The 18690-nt window shown below is 32.5% G+C and carries 16 protein-coding genes; 2 read left to right on the top strand and 14 right to left on the bottom strand.

Annotated features, from left to right (window positions below; genetic code table 11):
• Positions 1 to 82 precede the first annotated feature (82 nt).
• Positions 83 to 2236 carry a methyl-accepting chemotaxis protein gene (locus BN4220_RS14275; protein ID WP_066717721.1) on the bottom strand — a complete coding sequence of 718 codons (2154 nt, stop codon included), beginning with the start codon at positions 2234 to 2236 and terminating at the stop codon, positions 83 to 85.
• A gap of 345 nt (positions 2237 to 2581) precedes the next feature.
• Here BN4220_RS14275 and BN4220_RS14270 point away from each other — a divergent pair, with 345 nt between their 5' ends.
• Positions 2582 to 3481: an ROK family protein gene (locus tag BN4220_RS14270; RefSeq protein WP_066717718.1), complete on the top strand. Its 900-nt coding sequence runs from the start codon at positions 2582 to 2584 to the stop codon at positions 3479 to 3481.
• A 107-nt stretch (positions 3482 to 3588) separates the two neighbouring features.
• Here the strand turns inward: BN4220_RS14270 and BN4220_RS14265 are convergent, their stop codons facing one another.
• From BN4220_RS14265 to BN4220_RS14220, 10 genes are all read right to left on the bottom strand, one after another.
• On the bottom strand, positions 3589 to 4221 hold the full coding sequence (locus BN4220_RS14265; protein ID WP_066717715.1) for a GDSL-type esterase/lipase family protein: 633 nt from the start codon (positions 4219 to 4221) through the stop codon (positions 3589 to 3591).
• 21 nt (positions 4222 to 4242) lie between these two features.
• Positions 4243 to 5949: a M3 family oligoendopeptidase gene (locus tag BN4220_RS14260; RefSeq protein ID WP_066717712.1), complete on the bottom strand. Its 1707-nt coding sequence runs from the start codon at positions 5947 to 5949 to the stop codon at positions 4243 to 4245.
• An 82-nt stretch (positions 5950 to 6031) separates the two neighbouring features.
• Positions 6032 to 6292, bottom strand: coding sequence for a hypothetical protein (locus BN4220_RS14255; RefSeq protein WP_066717709.1), 261 nt, complete (start codon positions 6290 to 6292; stop codon positions 6032 to 6034).
• 122 nt (positions 6293 to 6414) lie between these two features.
• Entirely contained in the window at positions 6415 to 6969 is a 555-nt protein-coding gene (locus BN4220_RS14250; RefSeq protein ID WP_066717703.1) for a GNAT family N-acetyltransferase, read from the bottom strand.
• 316 nt (positions 6970 to 7285) lie between these two features.
• Positions 7286 to 7597 carry a hypothetical protein gene (locus BN4220_RS14245; RefSeq protein ID WP_066717700.1) on the bottom strand — a complete coding sequence of 104 codons (312 nt, stop codon included), beginning with the start codon at positions 7595 to 7597 and terminating at the stop codon, positions 7286 to 7288.
• Between the two features lie 384 nt (positions 7598 to 7981).
• Positions 7982 to 8539, bottom strand: coding sequence for an elongation factor P (gene efp, locus BN4220_RS14240; protein ID WP_066717697.1), 558 nt, complete (start codon positions 8537 to 8539; stop codon positions 7982 to 7984).
• Positions 8540 to 8635: 96 nt separating this feature from the next.
• Positions 8636 to 9703 carry a M24 family metallopeptidase gene (locus BN4220_RS14235; RefSeq protein ID WP_066717694.1) on the bottom strand — a complete coding sequence of 356 codons (1068 nt, stop codon included), beginning with the start codon at positions 9701 to 9703 and terminating at the stop codon, positions 8636 to 8638.
• Positions 9704 to 9777: 74 nt separating this feature from the next.
• Positions 9778 to 10221 carry a type II 3-dehydroquinate dehydratase gene (gene aroQ, locus BN4220_RS14230; RefSeq protein WP_066717688.1) on the bottom strand — a complete coding sequence of 148 codons (444 nt, stop codon included), beginning with the start codon at positions 10219 to 10221 and terminating at the stop codon, positions 9778 to 9780.
• Positions 10222 to 10375: 154 nt separating this feature from the next.
• Positions 10376 to 10903 (bottom strand): shikimate kinase, encoded by a 528-nt coding sequence (locus BN4220_RS14225; protein ID WP_066717685.1) that lies wholly within the window; start codon positions 10901 to 10903, stop codon positions 10376 to 10378.
• Between the two features lie 18 nt (positions 10904 to 10921).
• Positions 10922 to 11422, bottom strand: coding sequence for a YqeG family HAD IIIA-type phosphatase (locus BN4220_RS14220; RefSeq protein ID WP_066717682.1), 501 nt, complete (start codon positions 11420 to 11422; stop codon positions 10922 to 10924).
• A 388-nt stretch (positions 11423 to 11810) separates the two neighbouring features.
• Between BN4220_RS14220 and BN4220_RS14215 the strand changes: the two genes are divergently transcribed.
• Complete coding sequence (locus tag BN4220_RS14215) at positions 11811 to 12599, top strand: gluconate 5-dehydrogenase (protein WP_066717679.1); 789 nt, start codon at positions 11811 to 11813, stop codon at positions 12597 to 12599.
• Positions 12600 to 12958: 359 nt separating this feature from the next.
• On the opposite strand, the gene BN4220_RS14210 is transcribed toward BN4220_RS14215, so the two are convergent.
• The 3 genes from BN4220_RS14210 to BN4220_RS14200 form a co-directional block, all read right to left on the bottom strand.
• Positions 12959 to 13858, bottom strand: a complete 900-nt coding sequence (locus tag BN4220_RS14210; RefSeq protein WP_066717676.1) for an aldose 1-epimerase family protein — start codon at positions 13856 to 13858, stop codon at positions 12959 to 12961.
• A gap of 281 nt (positions 13859 to 14139) precedes the next feature.
• Positions 14140 to 16128: a YgiQ family radical SAM protein gene (locus BN4220_RS14205; RefSeq protein ID WP_066721013.1), complete on the bottom strand. Its 1989-nt coding sequence runs from the start codon at positions 16126 to 16128 to the stop codon at positions 14140 to 14142.
• Between the two features lie 210 nt (positions 16129 to 16338).
• On the bottom strand, positions 16339 to 18642 hold the full coding sequence (locus BN4220_RS14200; protein ID WP_066717673.1) for an endo-1,4-beta-xylanase: 2304 nt from the start codon (positions 18640 to 18642) through the stop codon (positions 16339 to 16341).
• Positions 18643 to 18690: the final 48 nt, after the last annotated feature.

Genomic DNA, 18690 nt, shown 5'->3' with positions numbered 1-18690 from the left:
AGCCTTTCTATTATGTAAACCACCAATCATTCATTACTTTTGTAAATTTAATATTACATTCCAATTATAAAAGAATCTAAATCTAGATTTTAAAGACACTAATTGCCTCTGCTAATTCATGGGATTGCTTCGTTAATTCTTCCGCTTCTTTGCTAAGGCTGATGGCAGCTCCTAATTGCTTATTTGCCGCCTCATTCACTTCTTCGGTTGCTGCTGCCGTTTCTTCTGATACCGCGGAAATGCTTTCAATTGCAATTAATGTATCTTGTTTTGTACGTTCAATATTTTTCACACCATCCGTTATTTGTTCTAAGTTACTTGTTAGTGTAGTAACATGTTGCTCAATGCTATTAAATATATCAACCGTCTTACGTAAGGATTCTCCCTGAGATAATACAATATCTTCTGCTCTTTTTGTGGTAATTACAGTTTCCTTCGTTTGATTTTTAATATTGTCCACAATAATTTTTATCTCATTGACAAAAGTTACTGATTGCTCCGCTAATTTACGAATTTCATCTGCAACTACTGCAAATCCTCTTCCAGAATCCCCTGCTCTAGCCGCTTCGATGGAAGCATTTAAGGATAGCAAGTTTGTTTGATCTGCAATATCATTAATTCCACCCACTATTTTATCAATAGAATTCGAGGAAATTTCTAATTGCTCGATATTTTTAATAATGATACGGGTAATATCCGTTGTGTCTTTTGATTTAACATCTAAGTCATCGATTGTGTTAATTCCTTGTTTTACTATTTTTTGTGTTCCCTCAGCAATGGATGCGATATTATTCGAGTTCTCAGAAACGATGTTAATTTTTTCTGATAACTGATCCATTTGCAATAAACATTTTTCAGAATCTTGTGCTTGCTGCATAATTCCTTGTTCAATTTCGCTAATTGACTGGGTAATACCTTTGGTTGCAGTTAGAAGCAGTTGTGAGTTTTTAGCTACTTTTTCAGAAGAGCTATTCACTTCATATGTAACATGCATTGACTTCTTTAATATTTCTTTTACGCTTGATAACATGCTCATAATACCGCCACCAAGAGCACCTAATTCATCTTTACGCTTTGTTTTTATTTCAATTGTTAAATCACCCTCAGACACTTTTCCGATTCCACTCATAAATCGCTGTATGGTTGAACCTATGGAGGAGGATAAAACTATAGCTATAATAAGTACTACGATTACTGAAAATCCAACAATAAAAAATGTCATCATTGCAAGGCTTGTGGCTTCTTTTACTATAACGCTTTGAGGAACTAAGGCACAAGTCATAAAGCCTTCCTCATTTAATTTCTTATATATAAAACGATATGGTTTACCTTCATAATCAACATAAACAGCATTGGATTCCTCGTTACTATCGATTGCATTTTTATAAAATTCTTGTTCGGTGATATATGGAGTATCCCTTTCTTTTCTTATAGTTTCTATGCTAGTTGTTTCACTAGTCGTGTCATTTTCTTCATTTCTAACATAAGATATTTCGCGACCATCCGGTGTTATAAGCGCTAAAATACTATGTTCTCCCACATCAATATCTTTTAATACGTTCTCAAGAGCACTTAATTTAACATCTACATAAACATATCCAACCTTCTTATATCCTGTAGATAAAAGCTGTCTTGCAACGGTTAATCCATATTTTTTGGGACTCGTTTTTGAATTCTCATCTAAGTATTTGTGGTATCCTAACCATTGAACTCCTTTTTCATCAATGGAACGAGCTTCTTCTGTATCATTAAATTTGCTGTATAAGTCATTTGGTATCATTGTACTGCCATAGAGGGAGTTCCCGTATTGTCCGAAAACAGCAATATCTTGAACATAATTATTCGTCATTATCGTAGCTTGGATATTCTTCTTGTTATTTGAAGAAACCGTTACTTCTTGAAATGTATCATTATTATAATACTTAGAATAATACTTTTGTATTTGTTCATCCATTACAATTTCAAAAGAGGTAGACTTAACACTATTTAAAATCAAATCATAATAATTAGCTGCCATATCAATCGTAGACATTGTTGAATTTTCATAGCTTTTTATCATTGCTTTCGATGATTTTGAATAGGATAGAATGCCTATCCCAACCATAAATGAAATTGGAATTAAAAAACCTACAATTAACTTTAGTCGTATACTTGATAAATTACGAACTCTCTTGGTTTTAACCTTTGCTAGTTTTACCTTTTTTTCTTTAATATTACGTTTTTTAAGATTCCTCATTTTGTTTACCTTCCCTTTTTCGCCCATAAGTATCCCCATATTTCATAATATTTTCTTTGGTTTCCAATAGATTACCACGCAACTTCCTATTTTTTAATGTATTTTCTATTTTTTGCCTTATATTCTTTATTATACCAAAATATGATATATTTTTACAATGGCTTTTCAGCTTTATTTTGTCTATTCTTGCAATTTAGAAATTTTGGTTTTTTAATCTTATTTTTTATAATAATAGCTAAAGCATTTCTTAATATAATTTATGTTGACCACCCTATCCTTTTGAAGTAATCTATCCTATGAGGACGAATATTAAAAAAAATACATATGTGTATTAGGAGGTTTCTTATGCTTTATGGTGCTTTAGAAGCTGGTGGAACAAAAATGGTTTGTGCGATTGGTACAGACTCTGGGAAAATTATTGAGCAAATCTCAATACCAACCAGTACTCCATCAGAAACAATGCCAAAAATAATAGATTATTTTAAAGAGAAAGAAATTGTTGCTTTAGGAGTTGGTTCTTTTGGACCTATTGATTTAAATCAATCCTCTCCTACTTTTGGCTATATATTATCAACACCAAAACTAGCATGGGCAAACTATAATTTACTTGGCACATTAAAAAACGCTTTGCAACTACCAATCGGGTTCGATACCGATGTAAATGCTTCCGCTTTAGGAGAAGCTACATTTGGATGTACAAAAGGTCTTAATTCAAGTATTTATATTACAATCGGTACTGGAATTGGAGTTGGAGTTTATTTAAATAACTCTCTTTTACATGGGATGTTACATCCAGAGGCTGGTCATATTTTACTTTCAAGAGCATCTAATGATACATATCGCAGTTGTTGTCCTTATCATAACGATTGCTTTGAAGGTTTTGCATGTGGAATTGCTATTGAGACTCGTTTTGGAAAGAAAGCCTATGAATTAACTGATAATGAAGAAGTTTTGGAATTTGAATCTTATTATATTGCACAAGCTTTGATGAATTATGCATTAACACTTTCACCTCATCGCATCGTACTTGGTGGTGGAGTAATGCATCAAACACAACTCTATCCTTTGATTCGGAAAAAGTTCTTAGAATTGTTAAATGGTTATATCATGACAAACGAATTAAAAGATATTGATAATTATATTGTTGCTCCATCATTATATGGAGATCAAGGGATCATGGGTTGTATTCAGTTAGCGATTAATGAATATTTATCAACACATCAAAAAGGAGCTATTGCAAAATAGCTCCTTTTTGATAACTTGTTATTACCACTTGTTATTACAATTTTTGTATCACTCTTAAACTAATTTTTCACTGATTATTTACTATTAGAATCTTCAAATTTCTGCGTTCACTCTTTATTTGCTAGCAAATTTTCGCAATAATCTTTTATCCCCTCATATACAAATGTAGCAATTATTTGATATCCCTCTATATCAGGATGAATCGTATCAGGAAAAAAGTCTTTCATATCGTTCGTGTAATTATGAATATCAATTAAGCCGCATTCAAATTTTTTCGCCATTTCTCTTTGAATCACAACTACCTTTTCATCAACAATTTCTGGGATGATTGTATTGTCATCTAAAATACCATAATCTCTCCATGCTGTTGGTGAAGTTGCAATAAATATATACGGATTTGATTCCATACCTTTATATTTATTAATAAGTTTCTCATAATCTAAAATGAAATTAGTTTCATTCTTTGCCCAATTACCAAGCTTTGCATCATTCGTTCCTAGCATTAATATAACTATATCTGCATTGGATTCTAAACTCTGTAAGTATTGAACGGTTTGCGTATATGGAGTTTCCGTGTTACTAAGCACAGTCATGGCATTTACTCCATAATTATTTACAATGAAGTTATCCCCTAATAATTCTTGTAATCTAGCAGGGTAACTTTCATTTTCAATGTTATTAGTACCATAACCATAGGTAATACTATCGCCAACACAGGCTATTCTAATTTTCTGATTCATACTAATTTAGCTCTCCTGTACTTAATTCTCTTTTTCTATCTCAGCTAATAGAATATCTTTCGCAAGGGATATCGCTCTTTTTACGCTACCTTCCTCAAATGGGATCGACAAGTTTGCAAGTTTTAAAAGTTCTAAATAGCTCCTACTAGAACCTGCTTTACAAAGATTTAAATAATCTCTCCAAGCTTCTTCGCGGTTTTCTATGAAACGCTTTTTAAATTCCATTGCGCCCATCGTTGTAAGCGTGTAATTAATATAATAAAATGGATACAAGAAAATATGTATCTTATGATACCAGTATCCGCCTCTTTCCATAAATTCATCATCTTCATACTTGCGCCATGGCATATACTTCTTTTCTAATTTATGCCACTCCAAGGTTCTTTCCTTTGGTGTAAGTTCTGGATGTTCGTACATAATATGTTGAAATTCATCCACAGCAACACCAAATGGAACAAATGTAACTGCTTCTTGTAAATGAGCAAAACGGAATTTATCAGCATCTTTTCCGAAAAACTGCTCTGCATACGGATACGAAAATTGTTCCATTGCCATAGAATGAATTTCAGCAATATCTGTTCCACCCATATAATAGGCCGATGTTTTTTGATTTCTCATGGACATAAATCCTGCAAATGCATGGCCAAGTTCGTGTGTTAATACTTGCATATCATAAATGGTATGATTAAAGCATGAAAATACATATGGCGCCTTATATGAACTTAAAACAGTCATATATCCAGTAGATGCCTTATTTGGCTTATTCTTTAAATCCATTAAATCATGTTCAATCATAAAATCTATAAATTCAGCGGTTTCAGGGCTTAAATCATGATACATCTTTTGAGCTTCTAAAACTAAGTAATCATCATCTCCAATAGGTTCTGCATTCCCATCCGTAAACATAAATTTCTCATCATAAACTTTTAATTCATCTACCCCAATTCGCTTTGCTTGAGCTTCATATAATTTTTGACACAAAGGTACAATTTCACGATGAACTTGATCTCTAAAAGAAGCAACTTCTTTTACACCATAATCACTTCGTTTTTGCTGCATATAAGCAAGTGGTATGAAATTATCATATCCCAGAGCTTTTCCCATTTCATTACGTATTTTAATAAGCTCAGAGAAAATCTCTTCCATCTCCTCTTCATTCTTATGATAAAAATCAGAGTAAGCCTTAAACGCTCCTTTTCTTATCTCTCGATCTGGATGTTCGAAATATTTTTGAATTCCATGTATATTTAAAATTTGGTCATTAAATGGAATTTGTGCTGTAGCAATTAATTTTTGATATCTTTGAGTTAATTTCGCCTCTTGTTGTATAAACGGAATCAATTCCTCTTTAAACTGATCTACTTCTCTTTGTAGAATAACAAGCAATTCTTTCCCATAATCATTTGAAATTTCATCAGTAAATTTACAATTTAATATAGCTTTATAAAATTCGGCTGAAGTTGTTGCAGCCACTGCCTGACGCTCTGCTATAAATTCGTATTCTTTTTCATAAAACTCATCCGTCGTATTTAAGGTATTTCTTATCATAGCAACCGTTGTCATTGTATCAACGGCATTCATGTATTCATCGGCTTTTTCTAATATTTCTTTGATTTCGCTATAGCTATTTGCATCCTTTACTTTCTCTGTTAAATCCTTTAAGTAAGCCTCGAATTGATCGAAGTCTGGTCGTTCGTATTGAATCGTCTCAAATTTAAAGTCTTCCATGTTTTCTCCTTTACACTTTAATGTTATGTCCATATTTTAACAATATAATTAATAGAATACAAGGAAAATAACCGATAGAAACTTAGAACTGTAACAAAATCATAAGCACTAAAGAAAGAATATGAAATAAGCATAAGAGATACAATTTTTTTTCTTGTTTCCTAGCACCAAAAATAATTAACGCATATAATAAAGATATCGTAATTATATAAGCATCAAAAAATTTGTAGTATGAAATATCCAAAATATTAACAATAACCACTTTAGCAATAAAAGAAATTATTAATACAATGATTCCAATAATCACTTGATCTTTCACTGTTATATCCCTTGAAAATTTCATAATTTATCTCCTTAACTATTTCATATTACAAATAAACTACCAAATAGGTATTTCTTAGTCAAGTTCGTAATATGTAGCCACTATAATATACTCAACGAATTAAATTCAGAATCTAGCTTTCATCATTGCTTATATAATACATAAGAACATTCATGTTCTATTACTCCCATATGTGTTGTGAATTCTCCTTCACAGAAAAATTGGAAGCCACACTTCTTAATAACACTTTTTGATTGCTTATTCCATTTAAAGTGTCCTACTGTAAGAAAATCCAAAGATAATTGCTCAAAGCAATAAGAAATTACACTCTTTACTGCCTCTGGCATTAATCCCATTCCCCAATAGGATTTACTTAGAACATAACCTAGTTCCCTGCCCCTCTTTTGATTAAAGTCACCATTGAACTTATTTTCATTATATTTTTCGATACCAATGGAGCCAATAACCTTACCATTTTCTTTTAATTCAAGTGCAAAGGTTTTCTTTCCCTCAATAAATTCATTTAAAATAAGTCTGGAGATTTCTTTATTGTCATGTGGCTTCCAACCTGCCATCTGTCCAACTCCATCAACAGAAGCGTATTCATAAAAATCTTCCAAATCATTAATTCTAAAAGGCCGTATTAATAAACGTGGTGTCTCAATAATTATATCTGTTATATCAATTTCTGCATTCATATATATCCTCCATATTACGGTAGGTTCTTAATCAGCGATATGCATCCCTTATGTTTACACGACAAATAGGATACAAACAAACGCTCACCGTAATCTCCTTATGTAATTATATAATTCTACTTTCGAAAAGTTACTCATCGCATAATATTGTTAAACAGTGTAACAAAACTAGCTGATATTATTCCTATTATTATTCCTATAACACCCCCCTTAAAGGCACCTTTTATATGATGTATCGAATTTTTATACTCTAATCATATCCTCTGTACCTTTATTATCACTTTTTTACTATGACAAAAAAAACCTATATTTAATGTTATTTTCTATTTTTAAAAAACACAAATACACTACAAAGTATATAAAAAATCACAATAATAATCCCCATCGGAGTTTCATTAATGATTTGTCCTGTATCCTTTGTCCCCATATAGATAAAGTGAATTCCTGGTAATGCGCCAAGAAAACCACCCCAAAATTTACCTTTGCTTAATAGAATGGCACTTACTACAAACAATGCAATCCATACCACTACCACTGGGGAAATCGCGCTAAAACCAATTGAAGTTGCCACTGTCCAAAAAATAGCAATAAAAAAAACGGCTGGTATATAAAATACAGCTTTTTTCATAATGACCTTCCTCCATCCTTCATCAAAAATAACTCTTCTTTATTTTATAAAGAATGCATACATAGCCTTACCTTGTGGATAGTTAGCTTCTACAATATATACATAACCCGTTTTAGCTATAAAACTACGACTTTTGATATCAGACATAACTCCTCCTTACTTAATGTACATCTTTAGTATGAGTATATCCAAAATATGCCATATGTCAATCTTTAGTTTATTATCATATGAATTTTTAAAACTGTGTCCTTTTCGATACATTTTTATACTTTATAATACGAAGTATCTTCGCTTATACTTCGTATAAACTAAAAAAACACTGTAAATCCAGTGCTTTTTTAGCATTTCTGAATCTACAGTGTTTTTTATAAAAAATTGTAAAAATTATACTCTCTTCATGTATTCGCCAGTTCTAGTATCGATAGAAATCTTATCTCCCTGGTTAACAAATAAAGGTACGTATACAGTAGCACCAGTTTCAACAACTGCTGGCTTAGTAGCACCCTGAGCAGTATCACCTTTGAAACCTGGTTCTGTTTCAGTAATTACAAGTTCTACAAATAGAGGTGGCTCGATTGCGAAAACTTGTCCAGCATGAGATAACATTTTAACCATGTCATTTTCTTTAACGAATTTTAAAGTATCACCAATTGCATCTTCATTTAAAGCAATTTGATCGAAAGTTTCAGTATTCATAAAGTGATATAATTCACCATCTGTGTAAAGATATTGCATGTCGCTTCTTTCAATATGAGCCTGTGGATATCTTTCAGTAGGTCGAAATGTCTTTTCAGTAACGCCCCCATCCTTGATATTTCTTAATTTTGTTCTTACAAAAGCTGCACCTTTTCCTGGTTTTACGTGTTGAAATTCAATAACTTGATATACGGCATTATCTATTTCTAGTGTTAATCCATTTCTAAAATCGCCTGCTGATATCATAAAAAATCCTCCTTAAAATTAACTACATAATAGTGTATAATACTTGCACAATTTTTTCAACTATTTTTTTATCAGTATAACTCAAAATTTATATTTTTATAGTTCAATTAATTTTTTCTCTGAATGTGTAAAGTTTTCACAACCATCTTTTGTTACAACTACAAGGTCTTCAATACGAACTCCACCAAAGTTTCTTACATAGATTCCTGGTTCAACAGTCATAGTCATATTTTCTAATACTAAAGCTTCTGCTTTCATCGATGCTCTAGGATTTTCATGAATAAACAAACCTACGCTATGTCCAAGGCCATGACCAAAGCAACCTTCATATCCTGCAGAGTAGATAATATCTCTTGCAATCTTATCAATTGCAACGCCAGTCATACCAGCTTTTATTTGATCTAATACTGCTAATTGAGCTTTTAAAACAGTATTATAGATTTCAAGTTGCTTTTCATTTGCTTTACCAACAACAACTGTTCTAGTCATATCAGAGCAGTATCCATTATAAAGACAACCAAAATCCAATGTAACAAAATCACCATGCTCAATTTTTTTACGGCTTGGTACCGCATGTGGCATGGAAGAATTAATTCCAGATGCTACGATTGGGTCAAAGGAAATACCTTCTGCACCATTTGTTTTCATATAATATTCAAGCTTTGCTGCTATTTCAAGTTCTGTTACACCTGGCTTAATATCCTCAAGAATCTTTGTAAATGCAATGTCTCCAATGTGTTCTGCCATTTTAATATTATCAAGTTCTTCTCTAGTTTTTACCATACGAAGATCTGATAATTCATCCTTCATAGGAACAAATTGAATTTCTTCTAAGTTTTTAACATATGCTTTATATTCTGCATAATTTAATTCAACTTCTTCAAATCCAACTGCTTTTACCTGGTCATTCTTTGCAACTTCAGCGATGGAAGCAGCGTAGCCTTTATCAGTAATATCAATAACTTCAAATCCAGTTGCTTCTGCTTCTGCCTGATAAATATAACGAAAATCTGTAAAGATAATTTTTTTATTCTTACTAATATATGCTACCCCAGTATCACCACAATATCCAGTAAGATATCTCCTATTATAACGATTTAAAATGATAATAGCATCTACAGATACTTTATCCATAATTTCATATACTTGAGCTTCTTTTCTCATAAATATACCCTTTTCTTGTCATAAATTAATGATATAAATCACCTATGACGAACCTTTCTATTTTATTTCTTCAACTAATTATTGTTAGCTGCTAACTCTAAAATTGCATCAACTGCTAATAAATAACCTTGTAATCCAAGACCTACTATCTGCCCTGTACAAACAGGTGCAGTCACAGAAGTATGACGAAACTCCTCTCTTTTATGTACATTAGAGATGTGAACTTCTATAATTGGTACTTCGATAGAAGCAAGTGCGTCTCTAATTGCGTAGCTATAATGAGTGTAAGCTCCTGGATTAATAATAATTCCATCTACCTTATCATAATACGCTTTTTGAATTCGGTCAATAATTGCACCTTCACAATTGCTTTGATATGTTTCAATTGAAATTCCTGTTTCATTCGCTTTATTTTCAAGCATTTCAAGCAAAGAATTAAAATCTTTCGTTCCGTAAATTCCCTTTTCACGAATTCCTAGGAAATTAATATTTGGTCCATTAATTACTAATAAATTCATTTAATCCTTGTACGATGTATTTAGACTAAAATACGTCGATACACTCCTTTCTTTTTTACTTCGTTATAATCAATAATAATTAAATTAAGAGCCTTATTATTACTTTAGATTCAAATAAAATCTTGAAAATCTCTTATTCAACTTCTAATTATTCTTACACCACTTTAAACGAATTATCCATGCATTGCTCAATTTCGTTAATGACATCATAAAATGATTTATCAGATGTATCAATTACCGTATGGGCACAAGATTTATAAAATGGAAGACGTATTGAAAGTAATTCTTGGATTCGCTCTTCTTTATTCTCATAAGCCAATAAAGGACGTTTTGTATCTCCTTCAACCCTCTTTAAGATTGCATCTTTTGATGCATCTAAAAAGATAACATGTCCTAAAGAACGAAGTAATTCTTTATTTTCTTCTCTCATTGGCATTCCACCGCCAGTAGAAATAACAGCCCGATCAGTCTTTACATTTAATTCTTTTAGTATATCCGTTTCAAGATTTCTAAAATATTCTTCTCCATCGGATTCAAAAATCTCTGAAATAGATTGCCCTGCCTTTTCAATAATCAATGCATCCGTATCAAGAAAAGTATATGAAAGCTTTTTTGCCAGCCTTGTTCCAATACTAGTTTTTCCACAACCCATAAAACCAATTAAGATAATGTTATTTTTCATCTTTTGATACCGTGCCTTTCATTTTTTTAAGCTTCGATTATAAAAAAATAAAACTATGCGTTCAAAATATCTCTTAATAACGATTTGAATTTCTTCTTTCTTTCCAATGGGTTTTACGAGAAATGTTTTCATACCAATTCTATTCGCACCATACACATCCGTAAACAATTGGTCTCCGATAAATACGGTATTCTTAATTGTAGTCCCCATTAACTTCATTGCTTGTTGATATCCCTTTTTGGATGGTTTATTTGCTTTAAATATATAGAGACCATTAATATCTTTATTAAATCGTTTCACTCTTTCTTCATTATTGTTTGATAAAAAGCATACTTTAAATCCTATCTCTTTTAGCTCTTTCATTAAAGCAAGTGCTTCTTTGGATGCATCTGCGCCGTGTTCAACCAATGTATTATCTACATCAAAGATTAAACCTCGGTATCCTTCTTTATAAAGATTCTTATAATTTATTTCAAATGAAGAATTTACATATTCACTGGGATAAAATTTCTGAAACATGACAACCTCTTTCATATATTAATTTACAAAGCTAGTGTATCACTTTTTTTACATTCAATAAAGTGATTTCTTATATATTTGCATATTATAAACAATATTATATCATTATTCAAGGATATCAAAAAGGCGCTATATGAATTAAATGTATTAGTGACTAATTGATACCTTTATTTCCCTATATAATATGAATTCTGTCGATATATGTTCAATTTGTAAGTGCTTACATCCTAATGTTTACAGTTTAATTACTATATTACTTGATTTTTCAAACCCATTGAGATATAATTATTAAAGTAATTACTAGTGACATAACAAATAAATGTAAGTGCTTAATTTGCCGCATTTTACATAGTTTCAAGTAATTCTAATATTTTATGGAGGTATTCATATGGATTTCACAAAAAACTTTTCACTTGAAGGTAAAGTAGCATTAGTTACTGGTGCTTCTTACGGTATTGGATTTGCAATTGCAAGCAGTTATGCAGCTGCTGGTGCAACCATTTGTTTTAATGATATTAAACAAGAATTAGTAGATAAAGGACTTGAAGCATACAAAGAAGCTGGTATTAACGCTCATGGTTATGTTTGTGACGTAACTAACGAAGAGCAAGTAGCAGCTATGGTTGCTCAAATCGAAAAAGAAGTAGGTGTTATTGACATTTTAGTTAATAATGCAGGAATCATTAAACGTATCCCTATGTGTGATATGACTGCAGCTGAATTTAGACAAGTTATCGACGTTGATTTAAATGCACCATTCATCATGGCAAAAGCTGTTATTCCTAGCATGATTAAAAAAGGTCACGGTAAAATCATTAACATCTGCTCTATGATGAGTGAATTAGGTCGTGAGACTGTATCCGCTTATGCTGCTGCTAAGGGTGGTTTAAAAATGTTAACTAAGAACATCGCATCTGAGTACGGTGAATTCAACATCCAATGTAATGGCCTTGGACCTGGTTACATCGCAACTCCTCAGACTGCACCATTAAGAGAAGAAGGACATCCTTTCAATAACTTTATTATTGCAAAGACTCCTGCTGCTCGTTGGGGAACACCTGAAGATCTTGCAGGTCCTGCTGTATTCTTAGCATCCGAAGCATCTAACTTCGTAAATGGACATGTTCTTTATGTTGATGGTGGTATCTTAGCTTATATTGGTAAACAACCACAATAATATAGCTTTTAATAACACATAAATTAGGGATGATACAAAATAGATTGTTAGCATAACACTATTTTGTATCATCCCCTTTTTTATTAATAATTAACTAAAGCTCTTCAAATATTTAAGCTCTTTTTTTTAATTTTGGCTCTAAAATGTTTAGGTGCAAACTCCAAGATTTTGTTTTACAATAAAAAAAAGACCTCCTCGTGCCAGTCTGCCCAACAAATCACAAGGAGGTTGCAATAATGCATAACTATTTTATCAAAAAATCAATAAATTTAAAAGAGGTAAAATTAAAAAATATCATTTATTCGAATTCTTATCGATTCTAAATGTGATTTTTTATACCCTGTTCCAATATCTTACTTTTAACAGCCAAAATAAATTGAATAACAGGCATTAAAGATGTTATTTGCTTCTAGCACATTCAAATACTCTTTTTCCTCTAAATCCCCACGAAAATCAACCTTATCGCATCTTCCATACCAAGGCTCAATACATACAAAAGGTACCGCTTTTTTAGCAGGTGACCATACTCCAAATAAAGGTGTATCAAAACTTACTGTAACATATGGTGTTTTATCGGGCTTACATAATTGTACGAAAGTACATTGTTTATCTTCAATAACAAGGGCATCATTCTTAAACAACGATTCTGTTATCCGTAAATATCCCTTATCTTCTATCACTTCATTCATAGGCATACCTATAGTTTCATTCTTAGCTAGCCCTGTATTCATATCAATGGTACGAACTTTCAATTCCTTAACCCCATCAAAAGCGATAAAATAATTCGATTCTTCCTCTTCCATAACCGCCTGAGTATTAAAAGCAGGATGTGCTCCTATTTGAAAGTACATCGTATTATCACCTTTATTTTTTACCATCCAAATTACATCCAACTTCTTCTCTCTTAAAATATATGTAACTTCTAACACAAATTGAAATGGATAATTTTTTTCTGTAACACTACTTGATTCTAACCGAAATACAGCCTTCTCATCTTCTTTTTCTACTAGAACATACTCCATATCTCTTGCAAAACCATGTTGTGCCATAGGGTATTTCTTCCCTTTATAGCTGTATTTCTTTCCTTTCTGATTTCCTACAAAAGGAAATAGAATTGGTGAATGTCGATTCCAATAAGCTGGGTTTCCCTCCCATATGTACTCTTGACCTGACTTCTTACACTGTACAGAAGTAACTTCTGCACCAAAATCCTCGATTTTAACAATTAAATCCTGATTTTCTAACGTATGAAATGCCATGTTGATACCTGTCCCTTCTCCGTTTCATTTTGTAACATAAAAACCCTCAATACTAGTATTATATAATTAATAATAAAACTCTATATAATAAATGATTCAGGTGATGAAACTTACTAAATATAGTAGTTTTATCACTTGAATCAGTTACCTTTTGTCTTTATTTATTTCACTTTTTATATATTTTATTTCATTTTATATATATATGGTTTATTCCAGTTTTTATATACTTCGTCTATTTCAATTTATACAATTTATTTCAATTTATAAAATTGGTTTACTATTTATTTTAAAACTATTTTTTTCTTTTTGTTTTTTAATGATCGAATTTTTCCCTTATTGGATGGTTTTGTACCAGATTCACTTCTAGTTCCTTTCCCTGAGGACTTTTTCACATCATTACCATTTCTACGATTCGAAGATTTAGATGAATAACTTCCTTTTGATGGGTTTCCACCAAACTTGTCCTTATCTTGATAACTTGGGCGAATCAAGCACTTCTTATCATACCCTATCAAATCCGTTCTACCAGCAACTGTTAAAGCCTCCACCACCAATCGATAGTTTTTAGGGTTACGATATTGAATCAATGCTCTTTGCATTGCTTTTTCATGTGGATTCTTTGGTACATAAACAGGTTTCATTGTTCTTGGATCAATTTCTGTATAGTACATACAAGTAGAAATAGTACTTGGTGTAGGATAAAAATCTTGTACCTGCTCTGGCATATATCCTAAATCTCTTAAATACTCGGCAAGTTCTACCGCCTCTTTCATCGTAGAACCCGGATGTGAAGACATAAGATATGGAACAACAAATTGCTTCATACCAAGTTTTTCATTGGTTGCACGATATTTTTTAATAAACTTTTCGTATACCGCATTCTCTGGTTTTCCCATCATAGTAAGAACATTATCACTAATATGTTCTGGTGCAACCTTTAATTGACCACTTACGTGATTTTGACATAACTCTTCAATAAAAGTATCATCTGGATCATTAATTAAATAATCAAAACGAATACCAGAACGTATAAACACCTTTTTAACCTTTGGTAATTCTCTTAATTTCTTTAATAAGCTTAGATAATCTTTATGGTCAATCTTCATATTCTTACATGGTTTAGGGAAAAGACATTGTTTATTAAGACAAACACCCTTCGTAAGCTGCTTTTCACATGCCGCACTACGGAAATTTGCCGTTGGCCCACCAACGTCGTTAATATATCCTTTAAACTCAGGATCCCAGGTAAGAATAGTAGCTTCGTGTATAATAGATTCGTGACTTCTTGTCTGAACTATTCTTCCTTGATGAAATGTAAGTGCACAGAAATTACATCCTCCAAAACATCCACGATTGCTAGTTAAGCTAAATTTTAACTCTTCAATTGCTGGTACCCCACCAAGCTCTTTATAAGATGGATGATAATCACGCATATATGGAAGTGAATATACTCGATCCATTTCAGATTGTGTTAATGGTTTCGCTGGTGGATTTTGTACTACAAACTCATTCTCTTTATACTGTTCCACAAGTACCTTTGCTGTATATGGATCTGTGTTTTGATATTGAAGATAAAAACTCTTTGCAAAAACCTTCTTACTATCTAAAATTTCTTGAAAGGTTGGTAATTGTATTGCATCATAAACTGAATCTAAGTTTTTTGCTTTATATACCGTTCCAGGAATGAAGGTAATATCTTTTACATCAATTCCACTATTTAATGCATCTGCTATTTCAACAATGGACTTTTCTCCCATACCATATGAAATAATATCTGCTTGAGAATCTAATAAAATAGATCTCTTTACTTTATCACTCCAATAATCATAATGCGCAAGTCTTCTAAGAGATGCTTCAATCCCTCCTATAATAATAGGAGCATTTTTATATTTTTTTCGTATTAAATTACAGTATACAATTGTTGCTCGATCTGGACGTTTTCCAATGACACCTCCAGGTGTGTAAGCATCATTGTGTCTTCTTTTTTTAGCAACTGAATAATGGTTTACCATGGTATCCATATTACCGCCAGATACTAAAAATCCTAGTCTTGGCTCCCCAAGGGCCGCAATGCTTGATTCATCTTTCCAATCTGGTTGAGCTATAATTCCAACCTTATAACCTTCGCTCTCTAAAATACGGCTAATAATCGCAGGTCCAAAAGAAGGATGATCCACATATGCATCACCAATAACATAGACAAAATCACATTGCTCCCACCCTCGTTTTAACATATCTTCTTTATTTAAAGGTAAATAATCTTTTACCATATTATTTCGCACCAAACCTTTCATACATTAACTTATAGGTATTTATAAACTAACTTGTATTATCATTCGAATTCTATACTTTTTTAAACCACACCTAATATAACATGTTTTTATTATTTCCACAAGAAAAACAATTTGGTTTATACAAACTAATAAGGCCTTTATAAAAGTAGCTTAAGCTTACTTTTACAAAAGCCTTATATAATTATCTTATTGCACTAATTCACCATTATAATAAACTTTAACAACAGCATTTGTAAATTCGCCATACACTGACCAATCTGGTTTTGCAAATCGAAGGTCTAGGGTTAGCTTACCTTCCCCTTGGGCAAGTGTGTTCCCTTTCGTAATAGTAAGCGTTAATTCCTTGTTACTAATTATTCCAGATATATTTCCATTCATAGATACGTACCACGGAGAAACGCTTAATTGCAATGCTGCATTATCAAACCATAGATTTTGAGCTACTGAACTCATTCCATCTGCCGTATAAACGATTGTAACTTTTGATAAATCAATGGTACCCGATAATGCGCTAACCGTATATTGTTGACTTATATAATTACCATTATGTTTCGTAGTTACTGCTACAACAGGTTTTCCCTCCACTGGTATAGTCGTTGGTGTTGGAGTTAATGAAGGGGTTACCGTTGGAGTAATCGTCGGTATTACAGTTGGGGTTACGCTTGGCGTAATCGTTGGAATTACCGTTGGTGTTATTGTCGGCGTAATCGTTGGTACTACCGTTGGTGTTACTGTCGGCGTAATCGTCGGTACTACCGTTGGTGTTATTGTCGGAATAATCGTTGGTACTACCGTCGGTGTTACTGTTGGCGTTACTGTCGGCATTGGAGTAACACCCTCGATTATCGAATAATATGCTGGCTTTGCCTTATAATTTCCATCAAATAATAATGGATATCCACCAAGCCAACTTGTTTTGTCTGTAACTCCCCAGAAAATTACGTTCGTAATATTAATTCCTTCTTTTTTCAATGAAAGTACTTTATTCATTAAAAGCTTATAACGACTCGCCTGAGCTGCTAATGCAGAAGTACTGTTATCTGGTTGTTTTATATCAAGCTCTGTTAACTGAATCTCAATACCTAAAGAATTGTATTTACGAACGGAGGATTCAAACATGCTAATACTTGGATATTCCATAACCCAATGGGATTGCATGCCCATGCCATCCACTAAACCTTTATCCTTTAAATTCTTTAAGATATTAAAGATAAATGTACTCTTCTTATCTTCGTACTCATTATAATCATTATAGAAAAGTTTACAACCTTCTGGCGCATATTTTCTGGCATATTCAAAGGCTTTTTCTATAAATTCTACTCCAATTGTTTGCATCCATAGTGAATTACCTGCAGTAACATTATTAGAACCAGGGTTTCTCATACCGGTAGAAGTATTCGGATCCACCGCTTCATTTACAACGTCCCACGCATAAAATTCTACCGTTGGATAGCTTGTCTTAATGAGTTCCATTAGATTCTTTATGTAATTTTCAAGTCGTTGTAACATGACTTCTTTAGAAACCCATGCTGCACTTGAATCCATAGAATAATTTTCTTTAAAAAACCAATCTGGCGTTTGACTATGCCAAACCAATGTGTGTCCCCGGACAGGAATATTGTTATCTCTTGCAAATTCAAGTAAAGTTTTTGCTGCTCTTAAATTCACTTGTGGATTCACCTGATTTCCACCATTTGCTTCCATATAAGCTATTGTAGCTGCATGATCTAAAACTGCGTCTGGTTTTAATTCATTTCCAAACGTTAAATTATTATAATGCTTTCGTACCAAATCTTTTGCAGGTAATGGTGCTATCTCACTTGCGGTTGCTGCACCTCCAATATTAAAATAACCCGCAAATACATCTTGTAAACTTGCGATATTTTTCTCAATCTCTGGTAAAACCGCTGGTGTTGCTGTAAAGTCATCAATGTAAAAGTCCATAAAATCTTGTGCTGATGGAGAGGATTTATACTCTGTCTCAACATAGACGTAAACATTAGTTGCATCCGTAGGAATTGTATATTCTCCTTGCAATAATGTCCACTGACCTTTTGTTACGGCCGCTGATTTTATCGTCTTGTATTGATCATTCACACCATCATTATACTGCAACTGCAAACTAAATTTTTGTGTACTAGAATAAGAACTTCCAGTATACTTAAACATCATTCCAAATACGTAAGTCTCCCCAAGTGTTAGTTCATTCGTCATGTCACATGTAGCACCATGCCATGTCTTGCTGCGATTGCTAATCTTTACGCTATTCAATCCTGAATAAGCTTCTTCTGTACTTATAGCAACAACTTCTGCATCAATTCCTCTTGGAACCCAACCATTTAGTCCTGATTCAAAATCCTGATAGATTAGATTTCCATAAGTAGTAGCGGAATCTGCTGCCACAGCTTTACTCTTTGGTATGTTAGAAACTGTCGTAGGTACTACAAGAGCAAGGGCTAATACAAGTGCAATTAGCTTTTTTTGGAACATAAACACACCTCCTATTTGTAAATGAATAGTAATATTACATTAGGCCTA

The organism is Clostridium sp. Marseille-P299, assembly GCF_900078195.1.
Lineage (GTDB): Bacteria > Bacillota > Clostridia > Lachnospirales > Lachnospiraceae > Lachnoclostridium.
Note: the sequence above shows the minus strand (reverse complement) of the source record. Positions and strands in the feature narration are given on the sequence as shown.